Origin of the sequence: Methylomonas sp. ZR1 (genome assembly GCF_013141865.1) — a bacterium.
In the GTDB taxonomy this organism is placed as follows: domain Bacteria; phylum Pseudomonadota; class Gammaproteobacteria; order Methylococcales; family Methylomonadaceae; genus Methylomonas.
In genome coordinates this window covers 4,087,794-4,107,516 of sequence record NZ_RCST01000001.1, presented here as the reverse complement: position 1 = coordinate 4,107,516, position 19,723 = coordinate 4,087,794, and the positions used below count along the sequence as shown (strand labels likewise).

At 55.3% G+C, this 19,723-nt stretch carries 16 protein-coding genes; 2 read left to right on the top strand and 14 right to left on the bottom strand.

Annotated features, from left to right (window positions below; genetic code table 11):
* Positions 1 to 54: 54 nt before the first annotated feature.
* Positions 55 to 498, top strand: a complete 444-nt coding sequence (locus DDY07_RS18615; RefSeq protein WP_171696964.1) for a helix-turn-helix domain-containing protein — start codon at positions 55 to 57, stop codon at positions 496 to 498.
* 142 nt (positions 499 to 640) lie between these two features.
* Here DDY07_RS18615 and DDY07_RS18610 read toward each other — a convergent pair whose 3' ends face one another.
* The 13 genes from DDY07_RS18610 to DDY07_RS18550 form a co-directional block, all read right to left on the bottom strand.
* On the bottom strand, positions 641 to 2,143 hold the full coding sequence (locus DDY07_RS18610; protein ID WP_171696963.1) for a cobyric acid synthase: 1,503 nt from the start codon (positions 2,141 to 2,143) through the stop codon (positions 641 to 643).
* Complete coding sequence (gene bluB, locus DDY07_RS18605) at positions 2,115 to 2,828, bottom strand: 5,6-dimethylbenzimidazole synthase (RefSeq protein WP_171696962.1); 714 nt, start codon at positions 2,826 to 2,828, stop codon at positions 2,115 to 2,117. Before bluB ends, DDY07_RS18610 begins: the two co-directional genes overlap by 29 nt.
* Positions 2,825 to 3,547 carry an adenosylcobinamide-GDP ribazoletransferase gene (locus DDY07_RS18600; RefSeq protein WP_171696961.1) on the bottom strand — a complete coding sequence of 241 codons (723 nt, stop codon included), beginning with the start codon at positions 3,545 to 3,547 and terminating at the stop codon, positions 2,825 to 2,827. Before DDY07_RS18600 ends, bluB begins: the two co-directional genes overlap by 4 nt.
* Before the next feature lie 2 nt (positions 3,548 to 3,549).
* Entirely contained in the window at positions 3,550 to 3,963 is a 414-nt protein-coding gene (locus DDY07_RS18595; protein ID WP_033157528.1) for a TM2 domain-containing protein, read from the bottom strand.
* Between the two features lie 175 nt (positions 3,964 to 4,138).
* On the bottom strand, positions 4,139 to 5,179 hold the full coding sequence (gene cobT, locus DDY07_RS18590) for a nicotinate-nucleotide--dimethylbenzimidazole phosphoribosyltransferase (RefSeq protein WP_171696960.1): 1,041 nt from the start codon (positions 5,177 to 5,179) through the stop codon (positions 4,139 to 4,141).
* Positions 5,180 to 5,186: 7 nt separating this feature from the next.
* Positions 5,187 to 5,714, bottom strand: coding sequence for a bifunctional adenosylcobinamide kinase/adenosylcobinamide-phosphate guanylyltransferase (gene cobU / locus DDY07_RS18585; protein ID WP_171696959.1), 528 nt, complete (start codon positions 5,712 to 5,714; stop codon positions 5,187 to 5,189).
* Positions 5,707 to 6,150: a universal stress protein gene (locus DDY07_RS18580; protein ID WP_171696958.1), complete on the bottom strand. Its 444-nt coding sequence runs from the start codon at positions 6,148 to 6,150 to the stop codon at positions 5,707 to 5,709. The genes cobU and DDY07_RS18580 overlap by 8 nt, the downstream gene beginning before the upstream one ends.
* An 8-nt stretch (positions 6,151 to 6,158) precedes the next feature.
* Positions 6,159 to 6,668, bottom strand: coding sequence for a hypothetical protein (locus DDY07_RS18575; protein WP_171696957.1), 510 nt, complete (start codon positions 6,666 to 6,668; stop codon positions 6,159 to 6,161).
* Between the two features lie 2 nt (positions 6,669 to 6,670).
* Entirely contained in the window at positions 6,671 to 8,557 is a 1,887-nt protein-coding gene (locus DDY07_RS18570; RefSeq protein ID WP_171696956.1) for an ATP-binding cassette domain-containing protein, read from the bottom strand.
* A 291-nt stretch (positions 8,558 to 8,848) separates the two neighbouring features.
* On the bottom strand, positions 8,849 to 11,146 hold the full coding sequence (locus DDY07_RS18565) for a PKD domain-containing protein (protein WP_171696955.1): 2,298 nt from the start codon (positions 11,144 to 11,146) through the stop codon (positions 8,849 to 8,851).
* Positions 11,147 to 11,621: 475 nt separating this feature from the next.
* Positions 11,622 to 14,729, bottom strand: a complete 3,108-nt coding sequence (locus DDY07_RS18560) for an efflux RND transporter permease subunit (protein WP_171696954.1) — start codon at positions 14,727 to 14,729, stop codon at positions 11,622 to 11,624.
* Positions 14,726 to 15,904 (bottom strand): efflux RND transporter periplasmic adaptor subunit, encoded by a 1,179-nt coding sequence (locus DDY07_RS18555; protein WP_171696953.1) that lies wholly within the window; start codon positions 15,902 to 15,904, stop codon positions 14,726 to 14,728. The genes DDY07_RS18560 and DDY07_RS18555 overlap by 4 nt, the downstream gene beginning before the upstream one ends.
* Positions 15,901 to 17,277, bottom strand: a complete 1,377-nt coding sequence (locus DDY07_RS18550) for an efflux transporter outer membrane subunit (protein ID WP_253734535.1) — start codon at positions 17,275 to 17,277, stop codon at positions 15,901 to 15,903. The genes DDY07_RS18555 and DDY07_RS18550 overlap by 4 nt, the downstream gene beginning before the upstream one ends.
* 263 nt (positions 17,278 to 17,540) lie before the next feature.
* Between DDY07_RS18550 and DDY07_RS18545 the strand changes: the two genes are divergently transcribed.
* On the top strand, positions 17,541 to 18,284 hold the full coding sequence (locus tag DDY07_RS18545) for a methylenetetrahydrofolate reductase (RefSeq protein ID WP_171696951.1): 744 nt from the start codon (positions 17,541 to 17,543) through the stop codon (positions 18,282 to 18,284).
* 262 nt (positions 18,285 to 18,546) lie between these two features.
* On the opposite strand, the gene trpC is transcribed toward DDY07_RS18545, so the two are convergent.
* A complete protein-coding gene (gene trpC, locus DDY07_RS18540; protein ID WP_171696950.1) occupies positions 18,547 to 19,347 on the bottom strand; it encodes an indole-3-glycerol phosphate synthase TrpC in 801 nt (266 codons plus the stop codon).
* Positions 19,348 to 19,723: the final 376 nt, after the last annotated feature.

Sequence of the window (19,723 nt, the reverse complement as noted above, 5' to 3'; positions counted from 1 at the left end):
CATTTCGGTAGTCATGTTACTACCAATTTGAAATCAAGTCACTACCAAAATTGTATGAACGATAAAAATATTTGTGATGACCCTTGTCCAATCGCGCGCTGCTTGGCTTTTCTGGGCGACGCATGGAGTCTTTTGATTCTGCGGGACGCCCATTTCGGCCTCACCCGCTTTGACCAGTTTCGGAAAAATCTGGGTATCGGACCCGCGATCCTGACCCGAAGATTGACGACGCTAACGGAAGAAGGATTGTTGGAAAAAAGACTTTATTCGGAGCGCCCGCCGCGCGAGGAGTATGTGTTGACTGCCGCAGGCCGCGATTTTCTGCCGGTGCTGTTCACGATGGGTGCCTGGGGACGTCAATATCGTGGCGAGGGCCAACTGGTGCGCATCTTGGATGCCGAAACGGGGGCGGAAATCAGACCGGTGCTTGTGGATGAGGTCACCGGGATAAAGATTGGGGATCGGCCGATACGCATTGTCGAGCCGGATGGCGACTAGGGGTTATTGCCGCTTTGGCCTGCGCTTTTATTTGGTTGCCCAGTTAAAACGGCAACAGCCTTAATCAAACAAAGGGGGTTATGCAAAAAAACCGCTGTCGGAAATGGCACATATTTCAGCCATTCGCCGCAATGGCTGAGCGTCAGCAAGCTTGTCGGGTAGATGCCGCTAACGCTTCCAGCAAGGTGAAATTGCAATGTGTTGCCAGACAATCAGCCAGACGCTCGATGCCGGCTTCGCGCACTGCGTTGAAATCCAGGGCTTGCGCTTGCCGATAGCCTGCCCAATGCAACAGCGCATCGCAGGCGGCGGGCAAATCGAATAAACCGTGCAGATAACTGCCCGCTACCTGCCCGTCTGCCGAAACGGCGCCATCGTGACCATCCGCTAGCGAAAATAAGGGTTTTGCCAGCGCCGGACCACTACTGACACCCATATGAATCTCGTAGCCCGCCACCTGTGTCGCTTGCCCATAAAACGTGCCGGAAGTTTGTTTCAAGCATTTTTCCGCTTGCAAAACCGTCTGCATATCCAACAAATCCAGACCGGCAGCACTACCGGCCGGACCTTCAAGTCCGAGTGGGTCGTCTATGCTTTTGCCCAGCATCTGAAAGCCGCCGCAAATCCCCAGCAGTTTGCCGCCGTAACGCAAATGGCGAGCAATAAATTTGTCCCAGCCTTGCTCTCTAAGACGCGCTAAATCGCTACGCACCGATTTACTGCCGGGCAGCACAATCAAGTCTGCGCCGGCAACTTGGTCCGGACTTTTCGCAAAGCTGACCTGAACGCCGGGGTGCAATTGCAATGGATCGAAGTCGGTATGATTGCTGAAGCTGGGCAAATGCGGCACGACGATATGAAACGCGCCGGTTTGGCCTTGTTGGGCATGCCGAGTGGATAAAGCATCTTCGGCTTCCAGATAAAGATCTTGCAGATACGGTAGCACGGCCAGCACCGGCTTGCCGGTACGCTGTTCCAGCCAATCCAAGCCGGGTTTTAACAACGCAATATCGCCCCGGAAACGGTTGATGACAAAACCGATCACGCGCTGTTGTTCGCTTGCTGATAGCAATTCCAGTGTGCCGACCAAGTGGGCAAACACGCCGCCACGGTCAATATCGGCGATCAGAATCACCGGACAATCCACTGCTTCGGCAAAGCCCATGTTGGCGATGTCGCCGGCGCGCAAATTGATTTCGGCCGGACTGCCGGCACCCTCGACGATCAGCATCTGGTACTGAGCGCCCAAGCGTTGCCATGATTCCAGAACCGCTTGCTTGGCGACTTTTTTATAATCGTGGTATTGGCTGGCCGATTGGTTTTGCAGGACTTTGCCGTGAATAATCACTTGCGCGGTGGTATCGGTATTGGGCTTGAGCAGCACTGGATTCATATCGCTGTGCGGCGGCAAACCGCAGGCCGCGGCTTGCGCGGCTTGGGCGCGGCCGATCTCGCCGCCGTCTATGGTTACCGCGCTATTCAATGCCATGTTTTGCGGTTTGAATGGCGCGACGGCGATGCCTTGACGCCGGTAATAACGGCACAAGGCCGTCACCAAGGTACTTTTGCCGGCATCGGAGGTGGTGCCTTGCACCATCAGGGCCTGGAAAGGCGGTTTAGGATGCATCGGGCCAGCCGTTTTCATAGACAAACGCCGATAAAGGTTGCGGCGTTGCCCAGTTTTCCAGTTCCAACATGGGTTTGGAATAAAACTCGGCGACATTGCCCAGACAAAGCACCGCAATCGGCCGGCTGCCGGTAGGCATTTTCAATAGTTGCGCCAATGCGCCCGGATCGAATAGCGATACCCAGCCCAGTCCCAGGCCTTCGGCGCGGGCCGCCAGCCACAGGTTTTGAATCGCGCAGGCCGCCGAGGCCAGATCCATTTCCGGCAGGGTCCGGCGGCCGAAAATGTGTTGCTCGCGTCGATCAGGTAAAGCGACGATCAGCAATTCGCCGCAATCGAGTATGCCTTCCACTTTAAGCTTCATGAATTCGTCGTGCCGTTCGGCGAGGGCTTCGGCGGTAAGTTTGCGTTCCTGTTCGACCAGCGCGTAAATATCGTTACGTATGCGGCGATCAGTAATGCGGATAAAGCGCCAAGGCTGCATTAAGCCGACGCTACCGGCCTGGTGCGCGGCTTGTAACAGACGAGCCAAGACTTCGGCATCGACCGGATCGGAAAGAAAATGCCGCATATCGCGGCGTTCGGCGATGGCACGATAGACGCCGGCGAGTTGTTGGTCAGGGAAGCGGTGCGCGGCAGAGGCGTCTTGCGGTGCAGATTTGTGCTCGGGAGTTGCCGGCGAACGCGGCGATTGCTGTGTCATTGCAGCATGGCAACCATTAGCACGGCGGCTTCCGTTAGCTCGACCGCCGCACCGTAAACGTCGCCGGTTACCCCGCCCAAGCGCGAGACCGCGGTTTGCCGTACCCAAAATAGTACACCACCGGCGAACAGTACAGCCGGTAAACCTAAAAACACCGCGGCAGTCAGGACGCTAATCACCAACACCGCTTGGATATGCGCTCTTGGCAATTGTTGCAATAGTGCCTCGGCCAGGCCTTTTGGGCGAATATAGTCAGTTGTCAGCATCAAACCCAGAATTGCGGTTCGGCCTAAAACCGGGGCCAGCAGCAAGGGGGCGAGGCGAGTTTGCTCGAACATGGCGGTCAGTGCAGCAAACTTCAGGACTAAAACCAGCACCAGCAAACTAACCGCAATCGGCCCGGAGGCCGGGTCTTTCATGATTTGCAGGCTACGCTGTTTGTCGCCGTAGCCGCCGACCCAAGCATCGGCGCAATCGGCCAAACCGTCCAAATGCAGGCCGCCGGTCAGTAATACCCAGCCGGTCAAGACGATAGCCGCCAACAGCATGGGCGCACTGCCGGCAAACAGTATCGGCGGCAGGCTTAGGAGAACACCCAGTAGCAGGCCGACCGCTGGATAGTACAAAACCGAACGCCCCAGCAAGGGAGCGCCAGCCGCGTCACGACAGCTAACAGGTATGCGGGTCAGGAATTGCAAGGCAAGCAGAAAAGCATCCACGATTATTTAAGATGACGTCCCTTGGCATCTTTGTAGATATGGCCGGTTGCAATCAACACGCCTTCGATGAAGCCCCACATGACGCCAAAACCGCCGGTAACCAGCGTGACTACGGCTTGGGTGAAGCCGAGGAAATAGAAGCCCAGATAAATGCGATGCAAGCCGATCGCGCCGAACGCAATCCCCAACAAAGCCGCGACCAACTTGCTTTTGACTGGCTTGGCTTCCATCAAATATGCGCCGACCAGGCTGACGTCGGTGACTTTATCTTCGTCGTGATCGAAATCTACATCGTCGCCGACTTTGGGCGGCGCTTCCGATGTCCATTGATCCAGGTGGAATTCGTAGAATTGACCTTCGTATTTGATCACGCCGGTCTGGCATCTTTCATCGTAACTTTCTATGTGTCCTAGCATGTTGTTTACCAAATCAGTTGTATGTTTTTATTATTATGTGCACCTGCCGTTAGGACAGTTGCCGGTCGCAAAGCAAGCTCGACGTCAGCCCAGCTTATTTTTCGCGGCTAATGATACGGGAAAGCCCAAGGCCCCGCCATTGCGCCTGACGCAGATTGCCAACGTAAAACCTATTTCAGGCAGTAGAGACTTGCGCTTGACTGAATGTGGCCATTTCATTGTGTAAACGACAGGCCATTTGCAGTAAGGGTACCGCCAACACCGCGCCGCTACCCTCGCCCAGGCGCATCTGTAGATTCAACAACGGCTGAGCGTTCAAGGCTTGCAGGATGCGGGCATGGCCTTTTTCCGCAGAACAATGGCCGTAAAAAAACCAGTCCACGCAGCCGGGATTGATTCCCACCGCCAGCAACGCCGCGACACTGCTGATAAAGCCATCTATCAACACCGGCAAACCTTGCTGGGCGGCGCTGATATAGGCTGCGGTGAGAGCGGCGATTTCAAAACCGCCCAAGGTTTTTAAAATATCCAAAGGCGTCTGCAAAGCAGCTTGGTGGTGCTGCAAGGCCGAGTCGATAACACCGGCTTTGTGGTCGATTTGTCCAGCGTTCAAACCGGTGCCGGCACCGGTAATCTCGGCGGCCGGTATCCGCAAACTGGCGGCCGCCAAAGCGCTGGCGCTGGTGGTATTGGCGATGCCCATTTCCCCGCCGATAAACAAATCGGCGCCGTTCGCCACCGCCCGCTCGACGGCAGCCCGGCCGGCGGCCAAGGCGATAGTTAACTGTTCGTCGTTCATCGCCGCTGTCCGGGAGAAATTGGCGGTGCCGGCACCGGCTCGATGGCTGATTACATTGGGTAAGGCCATTGGCTGCAATAGACCGACATCGACGACTTCGAAATAGGCATCGACATGCCGGGCCAGCACATTCACCGCGGCACCGCCGGCCGCGAAGTTTTTGACCATTTCCATCGTTACCACTTGCGGAAATGCCGAGACGCCTTCCTCGGCAATGCCGTGATCGGCGGCAAATACGCTGATATGGATTTTTTCCAGTTTAGGCATTGCCCGGCGCTGCATCGCCGCCAACCTGACCGCGCAATCCTCCAGCAACCCTAGGGAGCCGGGCGGCTTGGTTAATTGCGCTTGCCTGCTTAAAGCTTGTTGGTAATAAGCGGCATCAGGCGCGGCAATCGGCGCGGATAAACTGTTCATAATCAAATTACAGGGTTTTGAGGATTTGCGGCAAACCGGCGGTGACCAGCACCACCTTGTCGCTGATTTGCGCGAGTCTTTGATGTAAAAAGCCGGCTTCATCGACGAATCGGCGCGTCGTGGCGTCGGCGGCTACGACACCCAGGCCCACTTCGTTGCTGACCATAATCACCCGTTGCCTGCCGGCCGCCAGTACGGCGCATAAGGCATCGGCTTGTTGCTGATAGCGCTGTTCTTGCAGATTGCCTTGTTTATCGAACAACACATTGCATAACCACAACGTCAGACAGTCCACCAGCAAGCAATGTTGTTTGCCGGCATATTCGTTAATCACATCCGCCAAGGCGATGGGTTCTTCAACGGTTAACCAATGCGACGGCCGGCGTTGTTGATGGTGCTGGATGCGGCTGTGCATTTCGTCGTCGCCGGCTTCAGCGGTGGCGATGTAGACCACGGGCAGGCCGGAGGCCAAGGCCTGTTGCTCGGCATAGCGGCTTTTACCGGAACGGGCGCCGCCTAAAACCAGCTCAATCATCCGCTAAGCGCACCGCCAGTACGTCGCATTTGGCGTGATGCAGCACCCCGTTGGCAGTCGAACCTAGCAACAAGGCAAAACCATGACGGCCATGAGAACCTACGACGATTAAATCGGCCTGATTTTCTTCGGCTACCCGGACGATTTCCAATTTGGGGCTACCCATTTCCAAATATTGGCGTTCGGCGGGGACATTCAGTTTTTCGCCCAGCTCGTGCAGGCGTTTCTTGGTGGCATCCATCAGTTCCTGGGTCAGATCCACATCGAAGGGAATGATGGGGCCATAGGCCGGATCGGTAATCGGCAAATTATCGACCACATGTACCAAGCTCAGTTGGGCAGCGTTTTGCGCGGCCATTTGCCTGGCTTTTTCCGCAACTTGACCGCCATGTTCAAAAAAATCGGCCGCCAATAAAACATGTTTATAAATCGACATAATTCCTCCTAATCGCTAACAGCGATCTCGGTAAACAACAAAGTCATGACCTGTGTGGAAATCAGTATATATAAAAAAGCCAACGCCAAGCCGAACATCAACGGCCTATCCAGGGCATGCCGAAAAATATTGCCGTTAACCAGCCAATGCCAGCCCATCAGAGCTATCATCGCGATATATGCCACCTGACTGATCTGGGTATACAGACTGGCGACCGCCGGAATGGCGCACAGACTAATCACCACATCGGAACCCAGTAATGCCGTCAGAGTTTGCGGAAAACGGGCGGTTTTCCCGGAAAAATAGAGTAGCGGATAGCAGAAACCTATCATCAACACCGTCTCGGCGGCAATTTGCAGCAGGGCATGCGACCAATCGCTATCCAGCAGCAAAATCAATAGATTAACCAGCAAATAGGGTACGAACATCAGCCGCATTAACCAAGGCGACGCCGGCACATCCTGCGGGCCTTTGCGCATAATGCAAATCTCAAAAAACAACACCATCAGTTGGTACATGATCACTCCGCTTGTTGTAGGTTTTCCTCCGCTGCCAGCCAATCCATTTCTGCCTGTTCCAGCGCGCTATCGATTTGGCCTTTCCGGCTCAGTAACTGCTTTAATTGTTCCTTATATTCTTCGGCATAAATGGCCGGATCGGCCAATTGTTCTTCCAGATCGCGCTGTTGCTGATGAAACTTTTCCACTGCCGCTTCGGCTTTTTTCACCGCGTCCAACAATGGCTTTAAACGCTGCCGGCGCTCCGCATCGAGTTTACGCTGATCCTTGCGCGACACCCCGCCGCCATTGTCGTTGGCGACCGGTTCGTCGCCCGCTTTCTTTTGTTCGGCAAGCCATTGCTTATAATCGTCCAAATCCCCGTCGAACGGCTGGATTTTGCCGCCGGCCACCAATAACAGTTGGTCGGTCACGGAACGCAGTAAATGCCTGTCATGCGAAACCACAACCAGAGCCCCCTGGTATTCCTGCAAAGCCACGCTCAGCGCGTGGCGCATTTCCAAATCCAGATGGTTGGTCGGTTCGTCCAACAGCAGCAAATTCGGATTTTGATAAACCAACATGGCTAGTACCAAGCGGGCTTTTTCGCCGCCGGAAAACGGTCCGACCGGATCGTTGACCTTGTCGCCGCGAAAATCGAAGCCGCCCAAAAAATTGCGCAAATCTTTTTCAGTCGCTTGTTTATCCAGCTTTTGCAGATGCCAGAGCGGGCTTTCTTCCAGGCTTAGCAATTCCAATTGATGCTGAGCGAAATAGCCGATATGCAAATCCTGAGCGGTTTGTAGCTTACCAGTCAATGCCGGCATTTGCCCGGAAAGTACTTTGATCAAGCTGGACTTGCCGGCGCCGTTGGGTCCGAGCAGGCCGATGCGGTCGCCTGGCGCAATCGACAGGCTGGCGTTTTTAATCACTACTTTATCGCCGTAGCCGATGTCGGCTTCTTCAATTTTCAGCAGTGGATTGGGCATTTTCTTCGGCGGCGGAAAACTGAAACCAAACGGCGAATCGACATGAGCCTGAGCGATCAATTCCATGCGCTCCAACGCTTTGATCCGGCTTTGCGCCTGTCTGGCTTTGGTGGCTTGCGCTTTAAACCGGTCGACAAAACTTTGGATATGGGCAATTTCGCGCTGCTGCTTTTCGTAGGCGGTTTGCTGTTGGGCCAGTTTTTCGGCGCGCATGCGTTCGAAGTCGGAATAATTGCCCGTGTATATTTCGGCTCTGTTTTGCTCGATATGCACGATGTGGTCGGTGATGGTGTCCAGAAAATCGCGGTCATGGGAAATCAACAGCAGCGTGCCGGGGTACTTGCCGAGCCAATCCTGTAGATAAATCACTGCGTCCAAGTCCAAGTGGTTGGTGGGTTCGTCCAAAAGTAAAACATCGGACCGACACATCAGCGCTTGCGCCAAATTTAGACGCATACGCCAACCACCGGAGAATGAGCTGACCGGCCGGCTTTCTTGCTCGGTGCTAAACCCCAGACCGTTTAACAAACGCGAGGCCCGAGCTTGCGCCGTGTATCCACCGACATGATCCAAAGCGGCATGTAGCTCCGCTAATTTTATGCCGTCGTGGGCTTGTTCGGCCGTATGTAATTTTGCCTGCAACGCACGTAACTCTCTGTCGCCGTCCAGTACGTAGTCGATGGCTGAACATTCCAAGGCCGGGGTTTCCTGGGCGACATGAGCAATTTCCAGATTCGGCGGCATGGAAAAATCACCTTCGTCGGCATGCAATTCGCCGCGCAATAATGCAAAAAGGCTGGATTTGCCGGCACCATTGGCTCCGGTCAGACCGATTTTTTGGCCTTTATGTATCGTGAAAGAGGCCTCGCTAAACAGCAAACGGTTGCCGCGACGGATGGCGATGTTTTTGAAATTGAGCATGATGGTCAAAAGTTGGCTGGGTGCGACGCCGCACAATAGGGGAATTTTAGCGCGGCAGGGGGTTGCGCGTCTTTGGCAGTTTACATGACGACGCAGAGCCGACTATTTGCGGGCTTGTTGTTGAGCAGGGCAATAGAAGCTTTTGGGAGAGGAGGGATAAGCCGCTAGGGGATGTAAGCGGGAGCGGCAATGTTTTTAAGGTTATCCAGATTTCGGATGAATTATCGTCAACCGGGACAACTCCGGAATACGTCGGGGACGGCCAAGAACCAGCCGCCCCCGAGCATTAAATTACCAGGACAAACTGCGTGAAATAGCGCCACTACCATCGTACAAGTAGCCATTTTTAACTACCTTGGTGACGGTGAACGCGCAAGTACCCTTGCTGTTGCTAGGTAACAGGGCACTGCTCAAACTGGTCGAGCCCTTTGTACCGGTAATGGAATAGCTTGCCCCGGTCACATTAGTTTTGCTGGTGCCCGAGGTGACTGAGCCACTCCAAGTACCATAAACGCCGGCACCGGTAATGGTCGATGTTCCGGATTTAACGGTAATGTTGGCGACACATTGCGATTTACCTCCGCTTAACAATTTTCGAGTCATCACGGTACTGGCAACTTTCATATTCATCGCTACGACACTTTGCGCCGCCTGAATACTTTGTGTGGTGCTGGTTTTCAAACCGCTGCTATCGGTAACGGTTAGTGTTGCGGTATAGGCGCCTGGGGTATTGTAGATGTGGCTGACCGATGTGCCAGTAGTTGCCGCAGAACCATCGCCGAAATTCCAGGCGTATGAAGAGATCGAGCCGTTTTTAGTGCTTGAGCCGGCACCATTCAACGTAACATTAAGCGGAGCGTCGCCGACAGTTGGCAGGGCCGTGATCACCGCTGAGGGTGGCACCAAAGCTACAACCGGGTAATTGCCGGTAATTTGGTATTGACCAAGGCTGCCGTAGTCAGAGTAACCCGTAGTTAAGTCGCCTTTGCCTACTCCTTCGATTTTCAGGAAATATTTTCCGGCGTTGAGCGAGACGTTTAAGGATGCCGCCAAGCTGTCCACCGGATTGGCTTGGGCCACCGTTTTGCCTTGCGCGTCAATTAACGTTAACAACACATCCAAATTGGGCGCTATTGCATCGGGTGTAACATTCAACTGCGCGCTGCCCCCGCCGGTTGAAAATACGAAAACGTCGACGTCCGTTGTGCGCTCGATGATGCCACTTTGTGAAACCGCACTGGCGTCGCCGGCTAATGGTGCCGCACTGGCAGTTGTGTCAGGGAAGTCATCGGGCCGCACAGAAGCACCCGCAGCGTTTATTACTGCAAGATCATCCTGCAGATTGTTGGCGCCCGGATACTCGCCTTTACTCCATTGTGCGACAGGTTTGTAATAGCCCACCCCCATGATCGGCGCCCAGCCGGTAGTACCGCTACCATGGCCGGCATAGTAGCCGGTGCTGGCATTGCCATCATGATTGAGGTTTAAGTTATGCCCTACTTCGTGTGAAATAGCTTCTGCAACATATTTGGGATAACCGTTGCCCAGTTTGTCGAAGAATACCCAGGCGGGCCGATAGCGTTCCGGGTAGGCGGCTGAATAATATGAAAACACATTAACGTAAGCGACGCCGCCGCAAGTTTGGTTGCAAAGTTCCGGCATAGACCGGGTAACCACGGCTCGAGTGCCGTACTGAATGTCACTGGTGCTAGTGCGCCTCAAGGCATCCAAAGTGGGCTCCTGGGTCGTCACGTCAACATCGAAGGGGGCGTAGTCTTCCGCTACCCGTTGCCATATTTCCCGAATGTTATTTAATTCCGTAGTGCTGAAAGCGCCCGGGTTGCCATCTATATCATAGGCTTGAGCGGTAAGCGTAGTCATACTCCAGGCCGTGTTGGTTGCGACGTGGCCATTGAAGTCCAAATAAATAACCCGATTGGAATCAGGCTTGCTGTGCAGGGCGAATGGGTCGGCAGTTGCCGTACTGGCTACGCCGCTACCTGTGCTGGTGACCGTGGCGGTTTCTTGCTCGCCTTGTCCTTGAGTGATTTTGGTATGCTCGTCGATATAAAGCAGGCGGCCGCTTTCATCGATCCAGGCGGACGCATCGGTGCGCAATATATCTTCCAGGCGTTCGCTGGACATGTCGTAGGCTTTAGCCACATCCCCCAGCTTGTCGCCCAATGCGTCGATAGCTGCCTGACCGTTCTTTTTGCCTGTTAGGGTAATTTGCGGAAATGCCATTTCAGTTTCCGCCTCGGCCAGGTCGGTAATCTTGGCTGATGAACTTTGCGATTTTGCCCTGACCACGTCGAATGGGTTTTCCATGCCCGACCCGTTTAAACCCGAGACAAATGCTTGAACCCGGCCATCGGCAAGCAGGGTCAGCCCGTAGTTATAACCGATCAAAGCGCTTTCGGCTTCTTGTTGCGAAGAAAAGTACAGTGGCTCTGCAGATATGCCGGCGGCTGAAGCGGGTAATTCGGTACTCAAATCATTTTCGATGGTCGCTTTCTGCTCAATCGGCGGCGTGGCGCAACCCACTAAGGTAGTGATGACGGCGGATGCGATGAATGTCTGTTTGTTCATGGTGGACTCCCGTGTATGGAAAGATCACTGTACCCATTCTCAAAATCGGCAGGCACAGGCGAGTAATACTGACGACAAAGTAAAGAACAATGTGTCCAAAAATTCTGAGATCAGAGTGGCTATTTTAAAAAGAACGGAAAAAACTGAACGGCGCCGACCTTTCCCAAGGTAACTCATAATAACACCTAAGCGCCCCTCCCCTGAAAGCGCGGGCCCTTTGCAATCACCTTACTAGATCCGCGCATACACAACGATGACAAATGTTTTCAGACCTCCCTAAAGCTATGTTTTAGTAAATGAAAATACCCGTCACTGCCACCGTACCTCGCAGCATAACACCGGCTTGATAGGATTGTCTTACAACGCGAATCCGCCGCTAATTTAGTAAGCGGTAGCAACATCGCTACCTGCCAAAAACCCCCGCCACCAATGTATCAGGCCAAACTTACCGCTTTGGTTTTTACATCGATACCACCTACCGTCTGGCCCCCAAAATCGCATAACAAACCGGCGTCAAAATCAAGCTGGCTGCCATGCCGATCAACAGACCGGCCGACAGCGACAAAGTCATCGGAATCAGGAACTGCGCTTGCTGGCTGGTTTCCAGTAAGGTCGGCAAAAAACCGGCAAAGTTGGTTAGAAAGGCCAGCAAGATCGGCCGAAAACGGGCGATACAGGCGGCGCTGATCAGGTGTTCCACCGAGCTATCCTCGTCGCCGTGCTGACGAATATAATCCAGCAGCACCAGGCTGTCGTTTACCACCACGCCGCTAGCCGCAATCATGCCTACTAACGATTCCATCGACAAGGGCAGTCCGGCCGCCCAATGCGCCAGCACCGCGCCGCTCCAGGCCACCGGCGCGGCCAGCAGAAAGATCAGCGGTTTGCTGTAAGATTTAAACGGCACCGCGATCAAAGCATAGATCACCAACAGCGCGATCAAGGTATTTTTACCGAAGGCCGCCAGCATCGCTTCCTGTTCCTGGCGCTGTTGGCCGATTTGCACATTCAAGCCGGGAAACGCCTGCTCCAGACGCGGCAAGGCACTGTTCTCCAGCTCGGCGTAAATGCCGTTGACATCGGCCTTGGTCGGATCGACGCGGGCCTGCACCTTCAATACCCGATGCCGGTCTTCGCGATTCAGCCGGGAATACCCTTGCACCAGCTTGATCTCGGCCAGATCGTTCAGCGGTACGCTGCTGCCGTTCGGCAGGCGCACCGGTTGCGCCTTCAACGCATCCAGCGATTGCCGTTGTTCCAGAGGATAGCGCACCATCACTTTCACTTCGCGGCGGCCGCGCAGGAAGCGGTGTACCTCCTCGCCGTAATAACCCTGGCGAACTTGCTCGGCCAGTTGTTCCAGGCGCAAGCCCAGGCGTTCGGCTTCCGGCTTTAACGCCAGCCGTACTTCCGGTTTGCCCGGTTCGGACGAGTCGATCACATCGTAAACCCCGGGAAACGCCGCCAATGCCGTTTTGAGTTGCTCGGCGGCGGGTTGCAGCAGACTTGGGTCGCCGGCGCCCAGCAGCAACTCGATGTCGTAAGGCACATCGCCTTCTTTATAAATAAAATCCACCTTGCCCCGGCCAATATCGCCGATACGTTGCCGCCAGTCGCGGATGAAGTCTTCAACTTTCAAACGCCGGCGGCCTTCTGCCGAAAACTCCAACCAAATGCCGGCGCCATGCTCCCAAATAATCGTTTCCACACCGACGATCACACTCTGGTCGTTGGCATGAGCGGCGTGCATATTTTGCCGGCCTGCTGGATCCACGCCGTCCAGTTCGTCGCGTAAAGCAAACAGGGCTTTTTCCACTTGGGTTGCCAGTGCTTGAGCCTCGCTGTAAGGCGCACTCTGCGGCAATTGCATCGATACCCAAAAACTATCCTTGGTGACGTCCGGATTAATCGACTGCCGCACCCGGTCGCTCAGCACCAAGGCCGTGCAAATTGCCAGCAGGGCGATGAACAAGGCCACGGTCAAATAGCGCCAAGCCAGTGCCGTTTCCAACAGCGGCTGGTAAACACGCACGACGAAACGATCCAAGCTCTGATTCATTCGCTCGCGCAAGCGTTGTAAACGGCCGGGTTTGGCCTGGGTATCGATGTCGCCGACCAGATGCGACGGCAAAATCAGCAAGGCTTCGATTAGCGAGAACACCAGCGTCAAGATCATCACCAGGCAAATCGGCCGCATCAGTTGCCCTGCCCAACCCGGTAAAAATAGGCCGGGCAAAAACGCTACCAGTACGATTAATACCGACAGGCTCACCGGCAGCGCTACCTCCTGTACCCCCTTTATCGTAGCTTGCAGCGGCGAATACCGGCCTTCTATCTGCCGGCTATGCACACTTTCGCCGATGATGATGGCGTCGTCCACCAAGATGCCCATCGCCAGCAAGAAACCGAATAAGGACAGCATATTCAAGGAAATATCCAGGGCCGGCATCAGCCAAAACGCACCCAGCACCGAAGTAAAAATGCCGACGCCGGCCCACAGCGCCACCCGCAGCCTTAAGAACAAGGTCAGCACCAAACAGACCAGCACAAAGCCGCTCAAGCCATCTTCCAATAGCGTGCCGATGCGCTCGTCGTAAGCTTGTGAATCGTCCCACCAGGTAATCAGACGCAAGCCGTCCGGCAATTGCCCGCGCATTTCTTCGACATACGCTTTGACGCGCCGCGCCACCGCCACGCTGTCCTGTTCGGCGTGAATCTCCCAACCCTGCGCGGTTTGGCCATTGTGATGCCAGGCCCATAAGCGTTCTTCCAGGCCGTCTTTGATGGTGGCGATTTGCTCAAGCCGCACCCGGTTGCCGTCCGGCAAAGTCTTGAGGATCAACGCGCCGACGGCGTCGGCATCGCGGGCCCGGCCGCTGACTCGCAGTTGCAACTCGCCGTCGGGATTCTTGATCAGGCCGCCCGGCAGATCGACCGAGGCCTTACGCAAGGCTTGTGCTACGTCGTCCAGCGTCAGCTGATATTTGCGTAATTGGTGCGGCAACACTTCGATGTCGATTTCATAGGCCAGCTCACCGTAGTTACGCGCGCGGCTGACGCCCGGAATCGCCGCTAGTTGTTCCTGAATCCGGTCGCCGTAGCGTTGCAAGGTGGCGGCATCGGTGGCCCCGTGCAAGGCCAGCCAGATCACACCGTCGTCGTCGTCCCGGCCAGCCGGCAACACCTGGATTTTTTCCAGCTGTTTCGGCAGGCGCGGAATAGCTTCCACCCGGCTTTGCAGGGTTGCCATCATCTGGTTTCGGTCATGGTCCGGCAGAATTTCAACTTCGATCTTGCAGTTATCGCCCCTAATCTCGGCGTGCAGATGTTTAACGCCCGGTACATCATGGATCGCTTCCTCAATGGGTACGCATACCGATTCCTCGACTTCCGAGGGGCCAGCGCCAGGGAATACAGCTTCGATCACGATGATATTAGGGCTGAAACGCGGAAATACTTCTTTATCGATACCGAGCACACCCAGCACGCCGCCGGTCAGAATCAGCAGCATCAATAGATTGGCCGCGACCGGATTGCCGGCGAACCAAGCCAATAAACCCAATCGCTGGTTGGTGGGCATCATGGGGCAGCGTCAGGCTGCGCTTCGACTGCGGTGACTTTCATGCCGGCCACCGCCACCGGCAATTCCGACACCACTACCCGCTCGCCGGGATTTAATCCGGCCTTGACGACGACACGCTCGGCGTCGTGGCGCAGCACTTGCAGCTGGCGGATTTCCAAGCGTTGCTCGGCGTCGACCAATTTGGCTTGTTGCAAGCCGTTCAAAGCCGTGCGCGGCAAGCTAAACAAACCTTCCCGGAACACGCCTTCGATCTCGGCTTGCACGAATAATCCGCTCAGCAAGGGCGGCCTATCCGCGCTTTCCCGGAACGGCTCGGCGACTTGCGCGACCAGATAAAGCTGGCCGCTGTTGTCGTCCAGCGCCGCTTCGCTGCGGACGATGCGGCCTTGCCAGCTATGCGGTTTGCCGGCCAGTTCCGCGCGCAAAGTCACCGCCGGCCAGTGGCCGGTCTTGCCATGTTGCCCCAAAGGCAGCTCCAAAAAGGCCAGTTGCTCGGTGCTTATGGGTAGACGTACCTCGGCGACATCGCTGGCATAAATCCGTGCTATCACTGCGCCTGATGGCAGATATTGACCCAAGCCTGCTTGCTTGCTGAGCACCCGCCCGGCAAACGGTGCCCTCAATTCGCAGCGGCTGCGATTGAGTTTGGCCTTGGCCAGATCGGCTTCGGCGGCCTTGAGCTTGGCTTGCGCCTCGGCGAGTTGCGGCTTGCGTAGCGCCAACGCAGTAGGTTCGCCTTCGCCCAATGCTTGCCATTCGCTCTGTGCCTGCTCTACTTGCGCCTGTTCGTTGATCAAGACCCGTTGGGCCTCGGCCAGCTGGGCTTCGGCGGCGACGATGGCGTAATCGTAATCGCGCGGGTCTATGGTCAGCAGCAATTCGTTGGCGGCAAAGAAACCGCCGGCAGCCATCGCCGAATGTACCTGCGCTACTTTACCGCCCACTTCGGTGACCAAGTCAATAGTCTCGCGCGGCGCGACCACGCCTTGGGACATGACGTTCAGTCGCAAGCTTTGCGGCTCGACACGAACCACATTGACCTTGGGAACAGTCGGTTCGGCGCTCTGCTGAACGGTTTGCGGCTTGCCGGCGATGATCGCCCAGGCCGCGCCGGCCGCCGCCAGCAATACCAGAATCGGTAACAGGATTTTTAAATTGAGTGCTTGCGGATTCAAACGCCACCGCCTAATGCCAGATAGAGGTTGATACGATTGTTTAATAATTGCCGCTGTACGGCCAGGTGAGCGCTTTGCGCATTGAGGGTGCTGCGGTAGCTGTCGAGTAAAGTCAGGATTTCGATCAAACCCTGCCGGTAGGAATACACCGCCAGCTTACGGCTGGCCTCGGTTTGCTCGACGGCTTCGCGCAAGGCCTGTTCCTGGGTGCGCAGCCAGGCTTCGGCGGCCAGCGCTTGCTCGACTTCGCGAAAGGCGTTTAAGGCCACACTTTGGTATTGGTTAAACGCTTCCTGGACTTTAGCTTCATTAAAGCGAATTTCGCCTTGCAGCCGGCCGCCGGTAAATAGCGGCTGGGCCAGGCCGGCGGCTAAATTCCAGGCCGCCGCGCGCGGGTCGATGATCTCGGTCAAGGCCGCGCTGCTGGAGCCGCCGGCGCCGGTTAGCGTCACCCGCGGCAGCAAGGCTTTTTCGGCGCTTTCCAGGCGCGAGTCGGCGGCCCGCAAGCGTTTGAATGCGGCGATGACGTCCGGGCGGCGTTCCAATAGCTCGGCCGGCAAACCGGCGCTCAAGGTTTCCGGCGGCTGCGGTAATTGGAATGTCGCGTCGAATTCTTGTTTAGCTGGATCATTACCCGGATACCGGCCCAGCAAGGTTTGCAGGCGCTTACCGATTAATTGCGCATCATTTCTAGCCTGCGCCAGTTGCGCTTGGGCATTTGCCAGATCGGTCAGCACCAAGCGCAAATCCAGGCCGCGGGTCAAACCCTTGTTGAAGCGGCCGCGCACCAAGTCGACGATCACGCCTCTATCCTTGACCGATTGCGCCGCCACCGCCGCTTGCAGCCGCGCTTCGCTGAACTCGAAATAAGTCTGGGCGATTCGCGCCGCCAACGACAGTTGCGCGGCGCGATAATCGTACCCGGCGGCCTCGGCTTCGGTTTCCGCCGCTTGTTGTCCGGCCTTAATCCGACCCCAGACATCCAGTTCCCAGCTCAGGTTGAACAGCGCCGTAAACGCGCCGGATTCGCTGCTTTCGCCACCTATATTAGTCTTTGCGCGTTGATAGCCGGGTGTTAACGACAATTGCGGCCAGCGGCCGGATCCGGCGATAACCGCTTGTTCGCGCGCCGCATCGACCCGGGCCGCGGCAGTTTTTAAATCAAAGTTATCGGCCAGACCGCTGCTTACCAAGCCCGTCAGATGCTCATCATTAAAGGCGGCCAACCAGCTCGTTGCGGCCGCTTCGGCAAAATGGCCGTTGCTGCTCCAGTGTGGTGGTGCCTGAAAAGCCAAAGCATGTGGGTCCCGAGGCGCGGGCGCTTCGCAGCCAACGGTCCATAGCGCCGATAGAGCTGACAAAATCCATAACATCGGGCGGCAAGATTTGGCGGGCATTAGGGCGGGAATGGCAGAAAAAATCCGATGAATAGAGGCGCGGTTATTGAGTAAGACGTTCAAACAGGCCAAATCCCCACCGCAAGCGAAAAATAATAGAGGCAATCCACTCGCCGCGATAGCTTGGGACCGACTAATTGTTCAGCAAGCCCGCTGGGCTTTGTTTTTACTGCGTTACAATCCATACTTTGCGCATCGCGCACGTTTCCCGTCAAATCTTTTAACTACCCAGCCACACGATGAATATTTCGTTTGAAATCGTACCGCGCAGCCTAGAGGCTTTCGACCAGCAATACGCCTTTGTGCAAACCTTGGACAAAGGCATCAACATCATTAATGTCCCGGACATCCAACGCTTCGATACCCGCAGCTGGGAATTGGCAACCCGCGTTGATCGGAGCAAATACCGCTTTATTCCGCATTTTCGGGCGATAGACTTCAAAATCGACAGCGGCGAACTCTACCGCATCATCGAAGAATATGCCCTGGACAGCGTGTTGTTGGTATCCGGCGATCCACCGGAAGGTCTGAAGCGGTCGTTTTACAATACCGATGTGGTGGATTTGATTCGAGCCGTGCGCCAGCGTTTCCCCAGTTTACATATTTATGCCGGCTTCGATCCGCATCGCAGCGGCGTTCAGGATGAATGCGATTACATCCAACGCAAGGTCGATGCCGGCGCCGGCGGGTTCTTCTCGCAGCCGTTCTACGACAGCCGCATGATCGACATCTACGCCGAGCATATGCAAGACCTGGAAACCTATATCGGCATTAGTCCCATCACCAGCAAGGCCTCCATGAACTATTGGGAAGTGAAAAATAAGGTGAAGTTTCCGAAGCGTTTTCGGCCGGATTACGACTGGAACGTCGAATTTGCCAATGGCGTGATTGCCTCGGCGGCGGCGAATGGCTTGAATGTCTATTTCATGCCGATACGGATTGATTTGGCGCGGTATTTTGGGGCGATTAAATTGGGTGGGTAATGTTGACACCAGCAATAGTTCCCTCTCCTACTGGGAGAGGGTTAGGGTGAGGGGATAAATTAGAAAAAACTTTATTCTGATCCGCTCATCCCAACCTTCTCCCGGTGGGAGAAGGGGCTGACGCTGGCGTGAGGTATCGCGTGGGAACGCCGCCATGGACGCTCTGTGTCGTCCGGTAGATACTTTGATTTACTATCCCTAAACCCGGTTGAATGCCGCTTCCAGCATCGGCAGCCGGCATCAATCTAAGCCAAGAGTTAACCTAAAAAAACAACTCGCGCATTTTTTGCCCCGGCGATTCGGCGCGCATAAACGCTTCACCAACCAAGAAGGTGTAAATGCCGTTTTCCTGCATCAACTTCACATCTGCCGGGGTGTGAATGCCGCTTTCGGTGACAATCAACTTGTCCACCGGAATGGTGTTTTTCAAATCCAGCGTGGTTTGCAACGATACATCAAACGTACGCAGGTTGCGGTTGTTGATGCCTATCATATTGGTGTTGAGCTTTAGGGCCCGTTCCAATTCCTCCGCGTCGTGGACTTCGGTCAATACATCCATGCCCAAGCCGGTGGCGGTGTCGGCCAATTCCTTCAGCATCGCGTCGTCCAGTGCTGCGACGATCAACAAGATACAATCGGCGCCCAAAGCTCGCGATTCGTGAATTTGATACGGATCGATCATGAAGTCCTTGCGAATCGCCGGCAGCGGGCAGTTTTGCCGCACCATTTGCAGATTGGCTTCCGAACCCTGGAAAAACTCCTTGTCGGTCAGCACCGACAAACAAGTCGCGCCGCTGAACGCATAATCCACGGCAATTTCCACCGGCTTGAAGTTCTCGCGGATCACGCCCTGGCTGGGCGAGGCTTTCTTGATTTCGGCGATGATCGCCGGTTTTTTTTGATCCGCTTTACTGCGCAACGCCGAATAAAAGCCGCGCGGGCCTTGCACGGTGCCGGCTAATTCTTCCAGCATCGACAATGGCGTATTGCTTTTGCGGCGGGCTACTTCTTCAGCTTTTTTGCTTAGGATGGTTTTTAGGATGTCGGGTGTGTCGTTTGTCATTGTTTGATTTTTATGTGGTGTCGCTATAGCGACCTATTATATTTGAAGTCGGGTCTCGGCCCGACAGCCGAGATACTTTCTTTTGCGTGGCCAAAAGAAAGTATCCAAAGAAAAAGCCACCCCGATGCCGCTTTGATCCTGCGCGCCGAAGGGTTTGAACGGGGTTTTTGGAAGGGCTATCCATAGCCCTCCAAAAACGAGCGGCATCCCTGCCGCTCCCCTTCGGGCTGATCCGTCCAAACCCTCCGGTGCTCGGCGCGGCATAGGGGAGAAAACCGTCTCTGATTAAAATTCGCTTGTTCTGCAAATCATGTAGCCTCGATGGAGTGAAACGAAATCGAGGTTTTGACGACTTGAATTATCTCGGATTTCGCTG